The organism is Roseomonas nitratireducens, assembly GCF_017813355.1.
GTDB lineage: Bacteria > Pseudomonadota > Alphaproteobacteria > Acetobacterales > Acetobacteraceae > Neoroseomonas > Neoroseomonas nitratireducens.
In genome coordinates this window covers 22,018-40,283 of sequence record NZ_JAGIYZ010000005.1, presented here as the reverse complement: position 1 = coordinate 40,283, position 18,266 = coordinate 22,018, and the positions used below count along the sequence as shown (strand labels likewise).

Genomic DNA, 18,266 nt, shown 5'->3' with positions numbered 1-18,266 from the left:
CCCGCCCCCCGTTTCCTTCGCAGGTGCCCGAACTTGGCCAGCATCGCCCCCACCCCGGATGCCACGCAGAACCCGGCGCTCGCCGCGCAGGCGGAGATCCTCGCCCGCGGCGGGGAGGGCCGGCGCATGGCCGATGCCGTCCGGGCGCTCGCGATCGACGCGGTCGAAGCCGCCAAGTCCGGCCATCCCGGCATGCCGATGGGCATGGCCGATGTCGCGACGGCGCTGTTCACCAAGGTCCTGAAATACGACGCGGCCGATCCGCGCTGGCCGGACCGCGACCGCTTCGTGCTGTCGGCCGGGCATGGCTCCATGCTGCTGTATGCCCTGCTGCACCTGACCGGGCATGCGGGCATGGGGATCGAGGAGCTGCGCCGCTTCCGCCAGCTTCATTCCCCCGCCGCCGGCCATCCGGAATTCGGCGAGCATCCGGGCATCGAGACGACGACCGGCCCGCTCGGCCAGGGCATCGCGACGGCGGTCGGCATGGCGCTCGCGGAACGGATGCTGGCGGCGCGCTTCGGGGCGTCGCTGGTCGACCACCGCACCTGGGTCATCGCCTCCGACGGCGACCTGCAGGAAGGCGTCTCCCACGAAGCGGCCTCGCTCGCCGGGCATTACGGCCTGTCGAAGCTCTGCGTGCTGTGGGACGACAACCACATCTCGATCGACGGCGACACCGCGCTGTCCTTCAGCGAGGACGTGCTGAAGCGCTTCCAGGCCTATGGCTGGGCGGTGCGCCGGATCGACGGCCACGACGCGGCGGCGATCGAGGGCGCGATGGCCTGGGCCATACGCAACCGCAAGCCGACGCTGATCGCCTGCCGCACCATCATCGGCTTCGGCGCGCCGACCAAGGCGGGCACCGCCGGATCCCACGGCAGCCCGCTCGGCGCGGCGGAAGCGGCCGCGGCGAAGGAACTGCTCGGCTGGACGGCGCCCGCCTTCACCGTGCCCGAGGACCTCAAGACCGCCTGGGAAGCCGCGGGGCGGCGCAGTGCGGGCACCCGCCGGTCCTGGCTGAAGCGCCTGGCCAAGCACCCGCAGGGCGCGGAGTTCGACCGCGCGATGGCCGGCCGCCTGCCGGAATCCTGGCATGAGGCGCTGGTCGCGCTGCGCGCGAAGCATGCCGAGGAAAAGCCCAAGATCGCGACGCGCGTCGCGAGCCAGAAGGCGCTCGAGGCCCTGGTGCCCTCCGTGCCCGAGATGGTCGGCGGCTCGGCCGACCTCACCGGGTCGAACAACACCAATGTGAAGGGCATCCCGCCCATCGCTCCGGGCAACTTCGCCGGCCGTTTCGTCCATTGGGGCGTGCGCGAACACGGCATGGCCGCGGCCATGAACGGCATGGCGCTGCATGGCGGCATCATCCCCTATTCGGGCACCTTCCTGGTCTTCTCCGACTACATGCGCCCGTCGATCCGCCTCGCGGCGCTGATGCGCCAGCGGGTGATCCATGTGCTGACGCATGACTCGATCGGCCTGGGCGAGGATGGGCCGACGCACCAGCCGGTCGAGCACGTAGCCTCCTTCCGCGCCATGCCGAATGTCTGCGTCTTCCGCCCGGCGGACGCGATGGAGACCGCCGAGTGCTGGGAACTCGCGGTCAAGCGCGCCGACGGGCCCTCGCTGCTCGCGCTGTCGCGCCAGAACCTGCCGGCCCTGCGCAGCGACACCGGCGAGAATCGCTGCGCCCGCGGCGGCTACGTGCTGGCCGAGGCGAGCGGCGCGCGGCGCGCGACGCTGATCGCCACGGGTTCGGAAGTGCACATCGCGCTCGCAGCGCGCGACGCGCTGGAAGCCGAAGGCATCCCGACCGCGCTCGTCTCCCTGCCCTGCTGGGAGATCTTCGCCGCGCAGGACGCGTCGTACCGCGACCAGGTGCTCGGCTCCGCGCTGCGCGTGGGGGTCGAAGCCGCGGTCGGCATGGGCTGGGAACGCTGGCTCGGCACGGACGGCATCTTCGTCGGCATGGGCGGCTTCGGCGCCTCGGCGCCGGCGGAAGACCTCTACCGGCATTTCGGCATCACGGCCGATGCCATCACGGCGGCGGTGAAGAAGCGCCTCGCCTGAACGCACCATCCAGGGGAAGGAACCAACGACTATGGCAGTGAAGGTCGCCATCAACGGGTTCGGGCGCATCGGCCGCCTGGTACTGCGCGCGATGGTCGAAAGCGGGCGCACCGACGTGGAATGCGTCGCCATCAACGACCTCGGCAGCGTCGAGGCGAACGCCCACCTGCTGCGCTACGACAGCGTGCATGGCCGCTTCCCGGGCGAGATCGCCGTCGACGGCAACAAGCTGATCATCAGCGCGAACGGCCGCACCTATGCGCCGATCACCGTCTCGGCCGAGCGTGACCCGACCAAGGTGCCCTTCCAGGGCGTCGACGTCGCGATGGAATGCACCGGCATCTTCACGAGCAAGGAGAAGGCCTCCGCGCTGATTGCCGCGGGCGCGCGCAAGGTCGTCATCTCCGCCCCCGGCGACAATGCCGACGCGACCATCGTCTACGGCGTGAACCACAAGACGCTGACGAAGGAGATGACGGTCATCTCCAACGCCTCCTGCACCACCAACTGCCTCGCGCCCGTGGCCAAGGTGCTGCACGAGAATTTCGGCATCGTCCGCGGCTACATGGTGACGATCCACGCCTATACCGGCGACCAGAACACGGTCGACACGCTGCACAAGGACCTGCACCGCGCGCGCGCGGCCGCCGTCTCCGCCATCCCGACCAGCACGGGCGCGGCCAAGGCGGTCGGGCTCGTCATGCCGGAACTCAAGGGCAAGCTCGACGGCACGGCCATCCGCATCCCGACGCCGAACGTCTCGCTCGTCTCGCTCGACTTCGTGCCCGCCAAGGACGGCGTGACGAAGGAAGCGGTGAACGCGGCGATGAAGGCGGCCGCCGAAGGGGAGCTCAAGGGCATCCTCGGCTACAACACGGCGCCGCTGGTCAGCATCGACTTCAACCACAACCCGGCTTCGTCGACCTTCGACGCGACGCAGACCCAGGTCGTCGATGGCGGCCTCGTGCGCGTGCTGTCCTGGTACGACAACGAGTGGGGCTTCTCGAACCGCATGAGCGACACGGCGGCGCTGTTCGGCTCGCTGTGATGTCCCGGAGGGGGCCCGCCCCTCCGGACCACGCCGCCAAGGGCCGAAAGGCCCTTGGAACCCATCACCTGCGATCCGCCCCGCTCGACAGGACCTACCAACTCATCGAGCCGGGGCCGGTGGTGCTGCTCGCCACCAGCCACCGCGGCATCCCGAACGTCATGGCCATGTCCTGGCACATGATGGTCGAGTTCACCCCGCCGCAGATCGCCTGCATCGTCAGCAACCGGAACCATTCCTTCATGGCGCTGAAGCGCACGAAGGAATGCGTGATCGCCATACCGCCCGCCGCCATGGCGAAGACGGTGGTGGGCATCGGCAGTTGCTCGGGGGCGGAGGTCGACAAGGTCGCGCGCTTCCGCCTCGCCACGCGCGCGGCACGCCACGTCGCCGCGCCCCTGCTGCCCGCCTGCATCGCCAACCTGGAATGCCGCGTGGTCGATACGCGGATGGTCAGCGCCTACGGCATGTTCGTCCTCGAAGTGGTCCATGCCTGGACGAACCCGGCGCTGCGCGGCGCGAAGACCATCCACCACCAGGGATGGGGAACCTTCGCGCTGGACGGGCGGGTCATCCGCCTGCCCTCCGGCAAGGCGTGACAGGTCAGAAGAAGCTCAGCCGCGCCCGCGCCATCTCGAAGCCGCGGCCTTCCGCGTTCTGGCAGCGCAGCCCGGCCTGGGAGCCGACGCAGCTCATCCCCCGCCCCTGCCAAGCCTGGCCATAGCCCAGCACCGGCGCCATCGGGTTCGCCACCGTGTCGCCATGGCAGATCAGCCGCGCCTGGCCCCGCGGGGCAAGTTCCACCGCCCCGCCATAGTCGAGGTCGCAACCCGCCGGCCGCCGCGGCGGGCGGTAGGTGTAGTTCAGCACGTCGCAGCGGATCGTCCCGTCCCACACCGCGCAGTGGATATTGCCCGAGGGCAACTGGAAGGCCTCCTGCGCGGATGCTAGGAGCGGGAACAGGACCAAAGCCGCGACCCACCGGACCATTCCAACCCTCTCCCGGAACCACGACGCGATGACCTACCGAACCATCGATGCGCTGGACGCCAAGGGCAAGCGCATCCTGCTGCGCGCCGACCTCAACGTGCCGGTGAAGGACGGGCGCATCACGGACCGCACGCGGATCGAGCGGCTCTGCCCCACCATCGCCGAGCTCGCCTCCCATGGCGGGCGCGTCGTCGTCTGCAGCCATTTCGACCGGCCCAAGGGCAAGCGCGTGGCGGAAATGTCGCTCAAGCCGCTGCAGGAAGCGCTGGCGGCGGCGCTGAAGCGTCCCGTCGCCTGGGCCGATGACTGCATCGGGCCGGAGGCCGAGGCCGCCGTCGCCGCGCTGGCCGACGGCGATGTCCTGCTGCTGGAGAACACGCGCTACCACGCCGGGGAGGAGAAGAACGACCCGGCCATGGCCGCGGCGCTCGCGAAGCTCGCCGATGCCTTCGTCAACGACGCCTTTTCCGCCGCCCACCGCGCCCATGCGAGCACCGAGGGCGTGGCCCATCTCCTGCCCTCCTATGCCGGGCGGCTGATGGAGGTCGAGCTGAAGGCCCTCGACGCCGCGCTGGGCAATCCCGCGCGGCCGGTGGTGGCCATCGTCGGGGGGGCAAAGGTCTCGACCAAGCTCGACCTGCTCGGGAACCTCTCGAAGAAGGTCGATGTGCTGGTGATCGGCGGCGCCATGGCGAACACCTTCCTCGCCGCCCAGGGCCACGCCATGGGGAAGTCGCTGCAGGAAGCGGAGATGCACGACACCGCCCGCGCGATCCTGGACGGTGCCAAGGCCGCCAATTGCGAGATCCTGCTGCCGACCGACCTGGTTGTCGCCGAGCAGTTCGCCCCCAACCCGCCGACGCGGACCGTGGGCGTCGGCTCCGTGCCGGCGGACAGCATGGCGCTCGATGTCGGCCCGGCGACGGAACAGGCGATCGAGGCGCGGCTGCGCTCGGCCTCGACGCTGGTCTGGAACGGCCCGCTCGGCGCCTTCGAAACCCCGCCCTTCGACGCGGCGACGGTGGGGGTGGCGCAGATCGTCGCCTCCCTGACCCAATCCGGGGCGCTGAAGTCGATCGGCGGCGGCGGGGATACGGTGGCCGCGCTGCGCCATGCGGGGGTGGCCGAACGCATGACCTACGTGTCCTCCGCCGGCGGGGCCTTCCTGGAATGGCTCGAGGGCAAGACGCTGCCCGGCGTGGCGGCGCTTTCGGCCGGCTAGGGGCGCGGCCGGGCGATTTGCCCGGTCTGCAATCAAAAGTTGCTGGAAGGTTAACGCGACCTGGGCGCATTCTGTGCCCATGCGCATCAGTGCCGCCCGTCCCGTCGCCCGCACAGGCCGTTCCTCGGTCGGGTTAAGCCATTCTTCACGTCTTGGCTGGACAATGCTGCGCATGATCAGCCTCAACTCCCTCGCCGCCTTCACGCAGGAGGTCACCCGCAGCGCCGGCATCCAGCAGGTGCGCGGGCCCGAGCGCCCCGAAGCCGCCGGTCGCGCCGCCAGCCCGGCGCCGCAGCGGATCCTCGAGGCCGTCCCCCCCGCCGGCGCCCTGCCGGCCGGCCAGTCCCTGCCGCGGGGCTCGCTGCTCGACCTTCGCGTCTAGGGCACCGCACACCCGCTTGCGCGGGAGGCACCCGCAAGCCCATCTTGCGGGCATGTCCCGTTTCGTCCGGCGCATTCCCGAAGGCGACGACCGCGAACGCCTGATGTGCCCCGATTGCGGGCACGTCGCCTATGAGAATCCGAAGGTCGTCGTCGGCTCCATCGTCGCGGATGGCGACACCGTCCTGCTCTGCCGCCGCGCCATCGAGCCGCGCTCCGGCTTCTGGACCATCCCCGCCGGCTACATGGAAATGGGCGAGACGGTCGAGGAAGGCGCGCGCCGCGAAGCCTGGGAGGAAGCGCGCGCGCGCATCGCCCTCGAAGGCGTGCTCGCCGTCTATTCCATCGCCCGCCTCGGCCAAGTGCAGGTGATCTTTCGTGCCCGCTTCGAGCAGCCGGGCTTCGAGGCCGGTCCCGAGAGCCTCGAGGTGCGCCCCTTCGCCTGGGACGATATCCCCTGGGACGACCTGGCCTTCCCGTCCGTCCGCTGGGCGCTGCGCGCCTGGCGGGATGGCGCGCCGGGCGCCGTCGCGCTGAACCCGCCCGAGGATCCGCGGGGCACGCGCCCGCTCACCGGGGCCGTGCCGTGACGGGGCGGCGCGGGCTGATCCTCGCCGCCCTTCTCCTGGCCGCGACGCCGGCCGCGGCGCAGCAGCGCCAGGCGCGCCCGCAGCAGCAACAGCAGCGCGCGCGCCGGCGCGCCACCCGCCCCGCCGCGCCGCCCGAACCGCAGGTGGCCGCGCCGCGCCCCGGCGACCCCGCCCCGGTGCCCGACCGCGAGTTTGAAGGCCCCCGCCGCGCGGATCGCCCGACGGCGCGCTTGGACCCGGCGCTGATCGACCCGAACGATCCCCGCCCCGGCGCCACGGCGCAGCGCGAAGGGCTGCAGGCGCGGGAGGACCGGCTGCTGCGCAACCCGGCGCCCGGCGCCCGGCTGCGCGTGCCCTTCTCCTACTGAGCGGCCTCGCCTTCGCCCGGCGCGAGCAGGCGGAGCGACAGCGCATGCAGCCCGCCCGAGAATTCCGCCGCCAGCACGGCATGCACCGCGCGCGACCGCGCGACGCGCGACTGCCCGGCGAAGGCCGGGGAGACGACGCGGACGCTGTAGTGGGTCTCCCCTTCCGGGCGCGCGCCGGCATGGCCGGCATGGCGGTGGCTGTCGTCCGTCACGGCGACCTCGGCCGGGGGGAAGGCGGCCTCGATGGCGGCGCGGATGCGGTCGGCTCGGGACGTCATGTTTGGCCTGTATCTCGGTCAGGGGTTGCGTGTCGTGTTTCCTGCGGCGCCTTGCGGCGCGGGCGGTGCCCGCCCATAAGAAGCGGATGCCCCGTCCTGGCAGCAAGGCCGTGCCGGTAAATGACGACGCCGGCGAACCGCCCCGCCGCTGCGAGCATTCCGGCTGCGCGGAACCCGGCCTGTTCCGTGCGCCGCGCGACCGCACCCTGTCGGGCTTCCTTTGGTTCTGCCTGCCGCATGTCCGCGCCTACAACGCGTCCTGGGACTACTACAAGGGCATGGGCCCGTCCGAGATCGAGGCGGCGCTTCGGTCGGACACAGCCTGGCAGCGCCCGTCCTGGCCGCTCGGGCGGCTCGGCGGCGCCAGCCGCTTCGAGGCCGACCTGCTGCGCGACCCGCTCGGCATCCTCCGCAACGAGGCGCCGACGCAGCGCCGCCGCGCGCGGGAGGCGAGCGAGGCCCCGCCGGAACTCCGCGCCGCGCTCGACCTGCTCGGCCTGACCTGGCCGCTCGACCAGACCGACCTCCGCACGCGCTACAAGGAACTCGCGAAGCGCTACCACCCGGACGCCACGGGCGGGGACCGCGTCGCGGAAGAACGCCTCAAGGACATCAACCGCGCCTACAGCCTGCTCAAGCGGCGCGTGCCAGCCACCGCCCGCGCGCCCGAACAGGCCGCGGGCGCCCCCGCCGGGTAGCCCTTCGCCGCGGTCGGGCCTAGTATGCCAACAGCAGAACCGGAACCGGATTTGAGATGAACAAGGTCGCACAGATCGCCGACATTCGCCCCACCTCCGCGATCGACTCCCCCGACATCACCGTCAAGGCGCGCGAGGTCTTCGGCGTCGACGTCGACATGGATGTGCCGGCCTTCTCGATCCGCACGGAGCACGTGCCCGAGATCGACCACACCTACCGCTTCGACAAGGAGACGACGCTCGCCATCCTCGCGGGCTTCGCCTTCAACCGGCGCGTCATGATCCAGGGCTACCACGGCACCGGCAAGTCGACGCATATCGAGCAGGTGGCCGCGCGGCTCAACTGGCCCTGCATCCGCGTCAACCTCGACAGCCACATCAGCCGCATCGACCTGATCGGCAAGGACGCGATCGTCCTCAAGGACGGCAAGCAGGTGACGGAGTTCCGCGAGGGCATCCTCCCCTGGGCGCTGCAGCACCCCTGCGCGCTGGTGTTCGACGAATACGACGCCGGCCGCCCGGACGTGATGTTCGTGATCCAGCGCGTGCTGGAGGTCGAGGGCAAGCTCACCCTGCTCGACCAGAACAAGGTGATCCGGCCGAACCCGAACTTCCGCCTTTTCGCGACCGCCAACACGGTCGGCCTGGGCGACACGACCGGCCTCTATCACGGCACGCAGCAGATCAACCAGGGCCAGATGGACCGCTGGTCGATCGTGGCGACGCTGAACTACCTGCCGCACAAGCAGGAGACGGACATCGTCCTCGCCAAGATGGCGATGGAGGGCGACGCCAAGGCGCGCAAGCAGGTCGAGGCGATGGTGGCACTCGCCGACCTGACGCGCGCGGGCTTCATCGCGGGCGACATCTCGACCGTCATGTCGCCGCGCACCGTCATCACCTGGGCCGAGAACGCGCGCATCTTCGGCGATGTCGGCTTCGCCTTCCGGCTCACCTTCCTCAACAAGTGCGACGAGGCGGAACGCAGCACGGTGGCCGAATACTACCAGCGCTGCTTCAACGAGGAGATCCCGACGGGTCTCATGAAGAAGGCGGGCTGAAGGGCCGGGCTCGCACGGGCGGGGCACCCCGCCCGTGACCACGCGGTAACGCAGACGGCCGCCCTGACGACGAAGCCCCGCAGCGCCGCAGGCGCGAGGAGCGAAGTCTGAATCAGGCCGGCCCCGCCGCAGCGAAGCGGAGGCGAACACGATGTCCGGCAAGCAGGACCTGACGCGGCAGGAAGAGTTCAAGCGCGCCACGGCGGGCGCGCTGCGGGCGATCGCGCATGCGGACCCCGAGGTGCAGGTGGCCTTCCAGCCCGGCCCCTCCGGCGTCGCCGGCAAGCGCGTGCGCCTGCCGCTGCCGACGCGGGCCCTGCCGCCGGCCGAGATGGCGAAGCTGCGCGGCGCGGCCGACGCCGCCGCGCTGCGGCTGCGCCACCACGACGAATCGCTGCACGCATCCCGCATCCCCGGCCGCCGGGAGGCGCGGGAGGTCTTCGACGCGCTGGAGCAGGTGCGGGTCGAGACCGTCGGCTCGAAGCACATGGCGGGCGTCGCGGCCAACCTGCGCGCCAAGCTTGCCGAGGAATGCGAGGCCGAGGGCTACGACCGCATGACGCGGAAGGACCAGCTGCCGCTGCCCGCCGCACTCGGCCTGATCGCGCGCGAACGGCTGACCGGCCAGCCGGCGCCCGAGATCGCGCACCGCGTGCTCGAGCTGTGGCGCGACACGCTGGGCGAGAAGGCCGACGAGGCGCTGGCCGAGATGGCCAGCAGCGCCGACGACCAGGCGGCCTATGCGCGCGCCGCGCGCAAGCTGCTGACCGCGCTCGACCTGGCCGAGGCGGAAGTCGAGGCCGAGAGCGAGCAGCAGGACGAGGAAGGCGAGGAAGGCGGCGAGAGCAGCCCCCAGCAGGACCAATCCGGCGAAGGCCAGTCCTCCTCCGAGCAGGAGGACCAGATGCTCGGCGCCCAGCCCGAGCAGATGCAGGGCGAGGCGTCCGACGAGGAAGGCGAGGAGACCGAGGAGGACGGCGCCGCCGCCGATGGCGACGACAAGCCCGGCGGCCCGCAGCAGCGCCGCGAGGTGCCGCAGGTCGACGACACCACGCGCTACCACGCCTTCACGACGCAGTTCGACGAGGTGGTCTCGGCCGAGGATCTCTGCGACCCGGACGAGCTGAACCGGCTGCGCCAGCAGCTCGACCAGCAGCTGAACCATCTGCAGGGCGTCGTCTCCAAGCTCGCCAACCGGCTGCAGCGGCGGCTGCTCGCGCAGCAGCAGCGCGCCTGGGAGTTCGACCTCGAGGAAGGCATCCTCGACGCCGCGCGGCTGACGCGCGTCGTGACCAACCCGATGCACGCGCTGTCCTACAAGCGCGAACGCGACACCGATTTCCGCGACACCGTCGTCTCGCTGCTGATCGACAATTCGGGCTCGATGCGCGGACGGCCGATCTCGGTCGCGGCGATGTGCTGCGACATCCTCGCGCGCACGCTGGAACGCTGCTCGGTGAAGGTGGAGATCCTCGGCTTCACGACGCGCGCCTGGAAGGGCGGGCAGTCGCGCGAACGCTGGGTGCAGGAAGGCAAGCCGCGCAACCCGGGCCGGCTGAACGACCTTCGCCACGTGGTCTACAAGGCGGCCGACGCGCCCTGGCGGCGGGCGCGCAAGAACCTCGGGCTAATGCTGCGCGAGGGGCTGCTGAAGGAGAACATCGACGGGGAGGCGCTGGAATGGGCCTACAAGCGGCTGCTGCCGCGGCCCGAGCACCGGCGCATCCTGATGGTGATAAGCGACGGCGCGCCGGTGGATGATTCGACGCTGTCGGTGAACCCCGGCAACTACCTGGAACGCCACCTTCGGCGCGTGATCCACGAGATCGAGAACCGGAACCAGGTGGAGCTGATCGCCATCGGCATCGGCCACGACGTGACACGCTACTACCGCCGCGCCGTGACCATCGTGGACGCCGAGGAGCTGGGCGGCACCATGATGAAGAAGCTCGCCGAGCTTTTCGACGAGGATGCCGCGGAGGCGTGGCAGCGCGCGGCAGCCGAGCGCGGGCCCGTCCTGGTGTGATGCGCCACCGCGCGTCGCCACGCCGCAACGACCCGCGCGCCTCCGGCGCGACGCAGCGCGCGGCCGCGGAACGCGGCCCCGTGCTGGTCTGATGCGCCACCGCGCGGCGCTTCGCGCCTGACGCCACGGCGCGCCCTTCTCGCCGCGGGCGCGCTGCTCGCGGCCTGCGCGGCCGGGCAGCAGGACACCGGCCTCGTGCTGCCGCCGGTCGCGCTCGACGGCCCGCTGGAAAGCCTTGGCGGGTTCGAGATCGATTCGCGGCGGCTGGGGGCGGCGAACCTCTCCGGCATCCATCTCGGCCCGGGCCTTCTCGCGACCATGGTGGATGACCGCGCGCGCTGGGCGCAGGCGCGCATCCATCTGCGCGACGGGCGGGCGCATCTGCTGGAACCGGTCGCATCCGGGCCGCTCGGCGATGGCGCAGGCCGCCCCCTGCCACGCGGCCGCGCGGGCGATGCCGAGGCCATCACGCGCCTGGCGGACGGCACCTGGCTGGTGGCCTACGAGCGCTGGCACCGCATCCGCGCCTATCGCCGCCTCGACGGGCCAGGCGCCTATATCGACGCGCCGCCGGGGCTCGACCGCGCGCCGGGCAATGGCGGGCTGGAAGCGCTGACGCTGCTCGCCGACGGGCGGCTGCTGGCGCTGACCGAATCCCTCTCCCCCGAGGGCGCGCCGGCGCGGCGCCGCGGCTGGATCGGACGGCCGGGGCGCTGGATGCCGATCGCCTGGGAACCGGCCGAGGGCTTTTCCCCGGTGGATGCGGCAGGCCTGCCCGATGGCGGCGCGCTGGTGCTGGAACGACGCTTTTCATGGCTCGGCGGCTTCGCCGCGCGGCTCGTGCGCGTGGCGGCGCCGGACGTCGCGGCCGCGCGCGCAGGCGACCTGCTGCGCGGGATGGAGGTGCTGCGCCTGGATGGCGGCGCGCTGCCGGCGGAGAACTGGGAAGGCGTCGCCGCCATCGCGCATGAGGGGCGCGTCATCGTCGTCCTGGTCGCGGACGACAATGACAGCGTGATGCAGCGCAGCATGATGCTGCTGTTCGCGCTGCGCGGGGCGCCGCTCAGCCCGGCCGGTAGATGAAGTCCACCGGGGAGATCTGCGCCGTCTGCGCATAGCCCAGCGCGCGCAGGGCCGCGTCGCCGGGCTCGAATTCGCCATGGTTGGCGCGCAGCTCGATCCAGATCAGCGGGCGATGGCGCTGGATGCTGTCGCGCGCGCCTTCGAGCAGCGGCACCTGCGCGCCCTCCACGTCGATCTTCAGCACGTCCATGCGCGGCAGGGCGAGCGCGTCGAGGCTGACCATCGGATAGGCGCCGTCGGCGGCGGCGCCGAAGACGGAAGCGGCGATGTTCACATGCGGGAAGCTGTGCAGCGCGGCCCGGCCTTCCGTCGCGCCCAGCGCGAGGTTGTGGCAGCGGACACTCTCGAGCGCGTTCAGCGCCACGTTGCGCTGGAGGATGGCGAAGACGCTGCGCAGGGGCTCGAAGGCGTGGACCTCCCTCGCCCGGCAGACCTTGGCGAAGAAGACCGTGTGGTTGCCGATGTTCGCCCCGGCGTCGACCACCACGGGTTCGGGCGGCAGCATCGGCAGCACCTGCGTCATCTGCCGCGTCTCATAGAAGGTGCCGTGCAGGAGGATCAGGCGCTGCACCGCATCCGTCGCGGCCTGCGGCAGGTGCATGCGGATCGGGGTGTCGAAGGCGAGGAACTCGACGATCCGCTCCGGCCCCATGGCCTGGAACAGGACGGCGGCGCGCAACTCGTCGAGCTTGCGCGCATGGGTCCTGAGCTGCGTGGCGAGGTCTTCCGACATGGCGGCGATTCCATTCCGTTATCGGAACATGATAGCCGCACCGGGCGGGCCCGCAATCGGGCGCCGCAGCACCCATGGCATCCGCGCGAAGGGTCGATCTTCATGCGGACAGCGTTCATCGCATGCGGCCGCCCCGCGCCGGCCCCTCGCGCGATACCCGTCGCGCGACGGGCCTCAGGCCGCGTCGTTCAGGTGGCAGGCGCTGCGCTGGCCGGGCGCCACTTCCCGCAGCACCGGCTTCTCCACCTTGCAGCGCGGCATGGCGTGCGGGCAGCGCGGGTGGAAATGGCAGCCCCCGGGCGGGTTCAGCGGCGAGGGGATTTCCCCCTTCACCACCGCGAAGGCGCGCTTGCGCGCCTCGATCCGCGGCACGGAGGCCAGCAGCGATTGGGTGTAGGGGTGGTTCGGCCGGGAGAAGACCGTCTCGGACGGCGCTTCCTCCACCACCCGGCCGAGATACATGATCACGACCCGGTCGCTCAGATGCTCCACCACGCCGAGGTCGTGGCTGATGAAGAGGTAGGTGAGGTCCAGCTCCTGCCGCAGCTTCATGAACAGGTTCAGGATCTGCGCCTGGATCGACACGTCGAGCGCGGCCACAGCCTCGTCGCAGACGATGAAGTCCGGCTTCACCGCCAGCGCGCGGGCGATGCCGATGCGCTGGCGCTGGCCGCCCGAGAACTGGTGCGGGTAGCGGCGCTTGAAGGCGGGGTCGAGGCCCGCGCGGCGCATCTGCTCGTCCACATAGGCATCGAAGCCCGCGCGGGTGACGAGGCCATGGACCAGCGGCGCCTCCCCCACGATGTCGGCGACGCGCATGCGCGGGTTCAGCGACGCGTAGGGATCCTGGAAGATCATCTGCGTGCGCAGCTTCATCGCCCGCACGACCTGGGCGGAGAGCGAGAGCACGTCGAGTCCATCGCGCAGGATGGTGCCTTCGGAAGGCGGCATGATGCCGGCGACGATCCGCCCCAGCGTCGACTTGCCGCATCCCGATTCGCCGACCAGGCCGACCACCTCCCCCTTGCGGATGGTCAGGTCGACGCCGTCCACGGCGTGCACCACCTCCTCGCGCAGCGAGGCGCCCAGGCGCTGGGCGATGCGGCCGGCGAAGTCGAGCTTCTTCTCGAAGCGCTTCGAGATGCCGCGCAGTTCCATCATCGGCGCGCCGGCGTCGATCGCAGCGCGGGTGTCGGTCACGGCCGCGCTCATGCCGCCTGCTCCGTGGTGCCGGTCAGAGGCAGGAAGCAGCGCACCTCCCGCCCGGGCAGGATCTGCTCCATGGCGGGCTCGGCCATGCAGGGTTCGGCCGCGCGCGGGCAGCGGCTGCGGAAGGCGCAGCCGGGCGGCAGGTTGAGCAGCGACGGCGTCATGCCCGGGATCTGGCGCAGCGGTTCCCCGCGCTTGTTGCGCGAGGGCACGCTGCCGATCAGCCCGGCGGTGTAGGGATGCAGCGGCGTGTCCAGCACCTCCGACACCGCGCCCTTCTCGACGATGCGGCCGGCGTACATCACCGCGATGTCGTCGGCGAGGCCGGCGACGACCGACAGGTCGTGCGTGATCCAGATCAGCGAGGTGCCGGTCGTCGCGGCAAGCTTCTGCACCTCGGCCAGGATCTGGCCCTGGATCGTCACGTCGAGCGCCGTCGTCGGCTCGTCCGCGATGATCAGCTCGGGTTCGTGCAGCAGCGCGATGGCGATGGCCACGCGCTGGCGCATGCCGCCGGAGAACTGGTGCGGATAGGATTTCAGCCGCTCATCCGGCGAAGGGATGCCGACCATGCCGAGCGTGTCGCGCGCGCGCTGGCGGGCTTCCTCGTTCGAGCACTTCCGGTGGGCCTGCACCGTCTCGATCATCTGGGTGTCGATGCGCAGGACCGGGTTCAGCGTCATCATCGGGTCCTGGAAGATCATGGCGATGCGGTTGCCGCGCAGGCTGCGCATCTCCTCCTCGCTGATGCGCGCGAGGTCCCTTCCCTTGAACAGGATCTGCCCGCCGGCGATGCGCCCGGGCGGATCCACCAGGCCGATGATCGAGAAGCCGGTGACGGACTTCCCCGACCCGGATTCCCCCACCAGGCCGAGCACCTTGCCGCGCTCCACGGTGAAGGAGACGTCGTCCACGGCCTTCACCACGCCCGCGCGGGTGAAGAAATGCGTGCGGAGGTTGCGCACCTCCAGCGTCGGCTCGGCCATGGCTACTTCTTCAACCGCGGATTCAGCACGTCGCGCAGCTGGTCGCCCACCAGGTTGATCGAGACGATGGTGATGAGCAGCGCGATGCCGGGATAGAACGAGATCCAGTACTTGCCCGAGAGCATGTACTCGTAGCCATTGGCGATCAGCAGCCCGAGCGAGGGCTCGGTGATCGGCACGCCGAGGCCGAGGAAGGACAGCGTCGCCTCCAGCGCGATGGCGCGCGCCACCTGCATGGTGGCCACGACGATCAGCGGCGGCAGGCAGTTGGGCAGCAGGTGCCGGAACAGGATGCGGTAGGTCGGCAGGGCGAGGCACTGCGCCGCCTCGATGTATTCGCGCCGGCGTTCCACCAGCGCCGTGCCGCGCACGGTGCGCGCGTAATAGGCCCATTCCACGATCACCAGCGCGATGACCACGTTCATGATGCCCTTGCCGAGGAAGGCGAGGATCATCAGCGCGACGAGGATGGACGGGAAGGACAGCTGCAGGTCGACCAGCCGCATGATGACCGTGTCGGTCTTCTTGCCGGCATAGGCCGCGAGCAGGCCGAGCGACGCGCCCACCACGCAGGCGATCAGCGCCGAGCCCGCGCCGACCATCAGTGAGATGCGCAGCCCGTACATGATGCCCGACATCATGTCCCGGCCCTGGTCGTCGGTGCCGAGCCAGAAGGTGAAGCCCGCCCCGCCGGTCGTCCCCGGTTCCTGCCGCCCGTCCATGATGTCGAGCTGGGCGAGGTCGTAGGGATCCTGCGGCGCGATCCAGGGCGCGAAGATCGCCACCAGCGCTATCGCCGTGAAGACGATCAGCCCGCCCACCGCGATCTTCGATTCCGCGAATTCGGAGACGAAGCGCTGGAAGGGAGTCTCGACCTTGTCCTTGCGGGGCGCGGGCGGCGCCGCGCCGTTCACCGTCGCGTCGCTCATGTGCCCTTCGTCTCCAGCCGCACCCGCGGATCGAGCATGGAGTAGGTCAGATCCACGATCAGGTTGATGGTGATGAACATCAGCACGATGATCATCAGGTAGGCGACGATCACGGGCCGGTCGAGCACGTTGATGCTGTCGATGATCAGCTTGCCCATGCCCGGCCAGGCGAAGACGCTTTCCGTCACGACCGAGAAGGCGATGGTCGAGCCCAGTTCCAGGCCCACCACGGTCACCACCGGGATCAGGATGTTCTTGAACACGTGCACGAAGGTCACGCGCGCCGGGCTCAGCCCCTTGGCGCGGGCGAACTTCACGTAGTCCATCAGCATCGTCTCCCGCACCCCCGCGCGCGTGAGGCGGATGACGAGGCTGATCTTGAACAGCGCGAGGTTGAGCGCGGGCATCGCCATGTGCGCGAGCCCGTCCACCGTCAGGAAGGACCATTGCAGGCCGAACAGCGCGCCCGTGTCCCCCCGCCCGGTCGAGGGCAGCCAGCCCAGCTGCACCGCGAAGACCATGATCAGCATCAGCCCGACCCAGAAGGTCGGCAGCGAGAAGCCGAGGATCGATCCGGCCATGATCGCCTTGGACGCCGGCGCGTTCGGCCGCAGCCCGGCATAGAGGCCGAGCGGCAGGCCGATCAGGATCGACAGGAACATCGCCCCGAAGGCGAGTTCGAGCGTCGCCGGCATGCGTTGCAGGATCAGCTTCAGCGCCGGCTCGTTGAACACGAAGGACCGGCCGAGGTCGCCCTGCAGCGCGTTGCCGAGGAAGACCAGGTACTGGTGCCACAGGGGCAGGTCGAGCCCGAGCGCCTGGACGGCGCGCTCGCGCTCGATCTGGTCGGCGTCGGGGCTGATCAGGATCTCGACCGGGTCGCCGATGGCGAAGACCCCGACGAAGACGATGACCGACATGGCCAGGACGACGAACAGCGCCTGGATCAGGCGGCGCACGAGGTAGACGGTCATCGCCGCCGCTCCGCGTTCAGCGCGCCGCGGGACGGAGGCGCTGCGGCAGCGTGCTCTCGTCCACGCTCGCCGCGTATTCGAAGCCGCGCCGCGTCGCCCAAATGTTCGTCTGGATGTGCAGCGGCACCACGCCGACATCCTGCATCGCGATGCGCATGGATTCGATGATCAGCCGTTCGCGCTTCGGCTCGTCCATCTCGGCGAGCGACTGTTCCAGCAGCCCGTCCACCTGCGGGTTGGAATAGCGCCCGCGGTTGGACGCGCCCCAGCCGCGGTCGCGGTTGAAGGTCGCCATGATGTTGCGCAGCGGGTGCGACCCGTCCGGGTTCGAGCCCCAGCCGATCAGGAAGGCGGAATACTCCACGCGCCCGGCGCGGCCGATGAAGGTGGTCCAGGGCTGCGCCTCGACCGTCGTGCGCACGCCGATGCGCGTCCACATCTGGCCGACCGCCTGGATGATGCGGGCATCGTTGATGTAGCGGTCGTTCGGGCCGTTCAGCTGGATCCGGAAACCCTGCGGGTAGCCCGCTTCCGCCAGCAGCCGGCGCGCCGCGTCCGGATCGAAGGGGATGGCGGGCAGGTCGGGCACGTTGCCGAAGACGCCCTGCGGCAGGAACTGGTTCGCGGGCACGGCCGCGCCTTCCATGATGCGGTCGACGATCGCGCGCCGGTCGATCGCCATGGACAGCGCCTGGCGGACCCTGACGTCCTGCAGGGGGTTCCGCCCGAGCGGCCTTCCGTCATTGTCCGTGATGAAGGGCGAGTTCTCGTTCGCCGCGCGCTGGTGGTCGAGGCCGAGGAAGATCAGCCGCAGCCCGACCTGCTCGGCCAGCCGCACCCGCTGGTCGCGCCGCAGGTTGGCAAGGTCGGAGGTCGGCACCTGGTCGATCAGGTCGACATCGCCGGCGAGCAGCGCCGCGGTGCGCGCCGCGTCGTTCGTGACCATCCGGTAGTTGATGCGCTGGAAGGCCGGGCGCTCGCCCCAATGGCCGTCGAAGCGCTCGAACTCGATCCGGTCGCCGTTGCGGTGGGAGACGACGCGGTAGGGCCCGGTGCCCACCGCCGCGCGCACCTCGTTGAAGTCGGCGGTGGTCGCGTTCTCCACCGTCTCCTTGTCGACGATGCGGACATTCGTCATGTCGAGCGGCAGCAGCGGATAGGGGGCGGCGGTGTGGAAGCGGATCGTCAGCGGATCGACGATCTCGACCCGCGTCAGCGGCCGGGAATAGACGGCGAAGGAAGACGGGCTGTTCGGCACGTTGGGCAGGCGCGCCAGGGTGAATGCGACGTCGTCCGCGGTGAAGGCGTTGCCGTTCTGGAAGCGGACATTCGGCCGCAGGCGGAATTCCCACACCGTCGGCTCGACCACGCGCCATTCGGTGGCGAGGCCGGGGATCGCGCGCGACTGGAGGTCGGTGTTCACCAGCCGGTCGAAGATCGTGTCCGCGACGGCGTTGTTGGGCGAAAGCTGGTGGTAGTGCGGGTCGAGCGAGGTGACCGGGGCGCCCACCGCGACGGTCGCGGTCTGGGCAGCCGCCTGGCCCATGCCGGCCGCGGCAACGACTGCAGCGACGGCAAGCTGCCGCCCGAATTGCTTCTTCATCCTTCGCCCCCCGG

General features: G+C 70.6%; 19 protein-coding genes. 11 read left to right on the top strand and 8 right to left on the bottom strand.

The annotated features are described in order from the left end of the window. Positions 1-42: 42 nt before the first annotated feature. From tkt to J5Y09_RS06990, 3 genes are all read left to right on the top strand, one after another. A complete protein-coding gene (gene tkt, locus J5Y09_RS07000) occupies positions 43-2,073 on the top strand; it encodes a transketolase (RefSeq protein ID WP_408904051.1) in 2,031 nt (676 codons plus the stop codon). 31 nt (positions 2,074-2,104) lie between these two features. Then, positions 2,105-3,121 (top strand): type I glyceraldehyde-3-phosphate dehydrogenase, encoded by a 1,017-nt coding sequence (gene gap, locus J5Y09_RS06995; protein WP_209351039.1) that lies wholly within the window; start codon positions 2,105-2,107, stop codon positions 3,119-3,121. A gap of 119 nt (positions 3,122-3,240) precedes the next feature. Continuing rightward, positions 3,241-3,720: a flavin reductase family protein gene (locus J5Y09_RS06990; RefSeq protein WP_342451426.1), complete on the top strand. Its 480-nt coding sequence runs from the start codon at positions 3,241-3,243 to the stop codon at positions 3,718-3,720. 4 nt (positions 3,721-3,724) lie between these two features. On the opposite strand, the gene J5Y09_RS06985 is transcribed toward J5Y09_RS06990, so the two are convergent. Next, positions 3,725-4,111 carry a DUF6636 domain-containing protein gene (locus J5Y09_RS06985; protein ID WP_209351037.1) on the bottom strand — a complete coding sequence of 129 codons (387 nt, stop codon included), beginning with the start codon at positions 4,109-4,111 and terminating at the stop codon, positions 3,725-3,727. A 28-nt stretch (positions 4,112-4,139) separates the two neighbouring features. On the opposite strand from J5Y09_RS06985, the gene J5Y09_RS06980 reads away from it, so the two are divergent. The 4 genes from J5Y09_RS06980 to J5Y09_RS06965 all read left to right on the top strand — a co-directional run bounded on the left by J5Y09_RS06980 (position 4,140) and on the right by J5Y09_RS06965 (position 6,672). Further along, positions 4,140-5,333, top strand: coding sequence for a phosphoglycerate kinase (locus tag J5Y09_RS06980; RefSeq protein ID WP_209351036.1), 1,194 nt, complete (start codon positions 4,140-4,142; stop codon positions 5,331-5,333). 172 nt (positions 5,334-5,505) lie between these two features. Then, on the top strand, positions 5,506-5,715 hold the full coding sequence (locus J5Y09_RS06975; protein WP_209351035.1) for a hypothetical protein: 210 nt from the start codon (positions 5,506-5,508) through the stop codon (positions 5,713-5,715). A gap of 52 nt (positions 5,716-5,767) precedes the next feature. Next, on the top strand, positions 5,768-6,304 hold the full coding sequence (locus J5Y09_RS06970) for an NUDIX hydrolase (protein WP_209351034.1): 537 nt from the start codon (positions 5,768-5,770) through the stop codon (positions 6,302-6,304). Continuing rightward, the gene (locus J5Y09_RS06965; RefSeq protein ID WP_209351033.1) at positions 6,301-6,672 is read left to right on the top strand and encodes a hypothetical protein; all 372 of its coding nucleotides are present in this window, start codon (positions 6,301-6,303) and stop codon (positions 6,670-6,672) included. Before J5Y09_RS06970 ends, J5Y09_RS06965 begins: the two co-directional genes overlap by 4 nt. Here J5Y09_RS06965 and J5Y09_RS06960 read toward each other — a convergent pair. Further along, the gene (locus J5Y09_RS06960) at positions 6,666-6,950 is read right to left on the bottom strand and encodes a BolA family protein (RefSeq protein WP_198375991.1); all 285 of its coding nucleotides are present in this window, start codon (positions 6,948-6,950) and stop codon (positions 6,666-6,668) included. The genes J5Y09_RS06965 and J5Y09_RS06960 overlap by 7 nt on opposite strands. A gap of 86 nt (positions 6,951-7,036) precedes the next feature. Here J5Y09_RS06960 and J5Y09_RS06955 point away from each other — a divergent pair, with 86 nt between their 5' ends. The 4 genes from J5Y09_RS06955 (at position 7,037) to J5Y09_RS06940 (ending at position 11,818) form a co-directional block, all read left to right on the top strand. After that, a complete protein-coding gene (locus tag J5Y09_RS06955; RefSeq protein ID WP_209351032.1) occupies positions 7,037-7,648 on the top strand; it encodes a J domain-containing protein in 612 nt (203 codons plus the stop codon). 56 nt (positions 7,649-7,704) lie between these two features. Continuing rightward, positions 7,705-8,709, top strand: a complete 1,005-nt coding sequence (gene cobS / locus J5Y09_RS06950; RefSeq protein WP_198375989.1) for a cobaltochelatase subunit CobS — start codon at positions 7,705-7,707, stop codon at positions 8,707-8,709. A 151-nt stretch (positions 8,710-8,860) separates the two neighbouring features. Next, a complete protein-coding gene (gene cobT / locus J5Y09_RS06945; protein WP_209351031.1) occupies positions 8,861-10,735 on the top strand; it encodes a cobaltochelatase subunit CobT in 1,875 nt (624 codons plus the stop codon). Positions 10,736-10,930: 195 nt separating this feature from the next. Beyond that, positions 10,931-11,818 carry an esterase-like activity of phytase family protein gene (locus J5Y09_RS06940; protein WP_209351030.1) on the top strand — a complete coding sequence of 296 codons (888 nt, stop codon included), beginning with the start codon at positions 10,931-10,933 and terminating at the stop codon, positions 11,816-11,818. On the opposite strand, the gene J5Y09_RS06935 is transcribed toward J5Y09_RS06940, so the two are convergent. From J5Y09_RS06935 to J5Y09_RS06910, 6 genes are all read right to left on the bottom strand, one after another. Continuing rightward, complete coding sequence (locus J5Y09_RS06935; protein WP_209351029.1) at positions 11,799-12,551, bottom strand: FkbM family methyltransferase; 753 nt, start codon at positions 12,549-12,551, stop codon at positions 11,799-11,801. The genes J5Y09_RS06940 and J5Y09_RS06935 overlap by 20 nt on opposite strands. Positions 12,552-12,725: 174 nt before the next feature. Continuing rightward, positions 12,726-13,763: an ABC transporter ATP-binding protein gene (locus tag J5Y09_RS06930; RefSeq protein ID WP_209351028.1), complete on the bottom strand. Its 1,038-nt coding sequence runs from the start codon at positions 13,761-13,763 to the stop codon at positions 12,726-12,728. Continuing rightward, entirely contained in the window at positions 13,760-14,746 is a 987-nt protein-coding gene (locus tag J5Y09_RS06925) for an ABC transporter ATP-binding protein (protein ID WP_209351027.1), read from the bottom strand. The genes J5Y09_RS06930 and J5Y09_RS06925 overlap by 4 nt, the downstream gene beginning before the upstream one ends. 2 nt (positions 14,747-14,748) lie before the next feature. After that, positions 14,749-15,675 carry an ABC transporter permease gene (locus J5Y09_RS06920; RefSeq protein ID WP_209351026.1) on the bottom strand — a complete coding sequence of 309 codons (927 nt, stop codon included), beginning with the start codon at positions 15,673-15,675 and terminating at the stop codon, positions 14,749-14,751. Further along, entirely contained in the window at positions 15,672-16,649 is a 978-nt protein-coding gene (locus tag J5Y09_RS06915) for an ABC transporter permease (protein ID WP_209351025.1), read from the bottom strand. The genes J5Y09_RS06920 and J5Y09_RS06915 overlap by 4 nt, the downstream gene beginning before the upstream one ends. Before the next feature lie 16 nt (positions 16,650-16,665). Beyond that, entirely contained in the window at positions 16,666-18,252 is a 1,587-nt protein-coding gene (locus tag J5Y09_RS06910) for an ABC transporter substrate-binding protein (protein ID WP_209351024.1), read from the bottom strand. Between the last annotated feature and the right edge of the window lie 14 nt (positions 18,253-18,266).

Bases quoted from the DNA above. Each gene is read 5' to 3' on its own strand.
- J5Y09_RS06955 (WP_209351032.1), top strand. From the start codon at position 7,037: ATGCCCCGTCCTGGCAGCAAGGCCGTGCCGGTAAATGACGACGCCGGC.
- J5Y09_RS06985 (WP_209351037.1), bottom strand. From the start codon at position 4,111: ATGGTCCGGTGGGTCGCGGCTTTGGTCCTGTTCCCGCTCCTAGCATCC.
- cobS (WP_198375989.1), top strand. From the start codon at position 7,705: ATGAACAAGGTCGCACAGATCGCCGACATTCGCCCCACCTCCGCGATC.
- J5Y09_RS06915 (WP_209351025.1), bottom strand. From the start codon at position 16,649: ATGACCGTCTACCTCGTGCGCCGCCTGATCCAGGCGCTGTTCGTCGTC.
- J5Y09_RS06930 (WP_209351028.1), bottom strand. From the start codon at position 13,763: ATGAGCGCGGCCGTGACCGACACCCGCGCTGCGATCGACGCCGGCGCG.
- cobT (WP_209351031.1), top strand. From the start codon at position 8,861: ATGTCCGGCAAGCAGGACCTGACGCGGCAGGAAGAGTTCAAGCGCGCC.
- J5Y09_RS06910 (WP_209351024.1), bottom strand. From the start codon at position 18,252: ATGAAGAAGCAATTCGGGCGGCAGCTTGCCGTCGCTGCAGTCGTTGCC.
- J5Y09_RS06975 (WP_209351035.1), top strand. From the start codon at position 5,506: ATGATCAGCCTCAACTCCCTCGCCGCCTTCACGCAGGAGGTCACCCGC.
- J5Y09_RS06980 (WP_209351036.1), top strand. From the start codon at position 4,140: ATGACCTACCGAACCATCGATGCGCTGGACGCCAAGGGCAAGCGCATC.
- J5Y09_RS06920 (WP_209351026.1), bottom strand. From the start codon at position 15,675: ATGAGCGACGCGACGGTGAACGGCGCGGCGCCGCCCGCGCCCCGCAAG.
- gap (WP_209351039.1), top strand. From the start codon at position 2,105: ATGGCAGTGAAGGTCGCCATCAACGGGTTCGGGCGCATCGGCCGCCTG.
- J5Y09_RS06970 (WP_209351034.1), top strand. From the start codon at position 5,768: ATGTCCCGTTTCGTCCGGCGCATTCCCGAAGGCGACGACCGCGAACGC.
- J5Y09_RS06925 (WP_209351027.1), bottom strand. From the start codon at position 14,746: ATGGCCGAGCCGACGCTGGAGGTGCGCAACCTCCGCACGCATTTCTTC.
- J5Y09_RS06935 (WP_209351029.1), bottom strand. From the start codon at position 12,551: ATGTCGGAAGACCTCGCCACGCAGCTCAGGACCCATGCGCGCAAGCTC.
- J5Y09_RS06960 (WP_198375991.1), bottom strand. From the start codon at position 6,950: ATGACGTCCCGAGCCGACCGCATCCGCGCCGCCATCGAGGCCGCCTTC.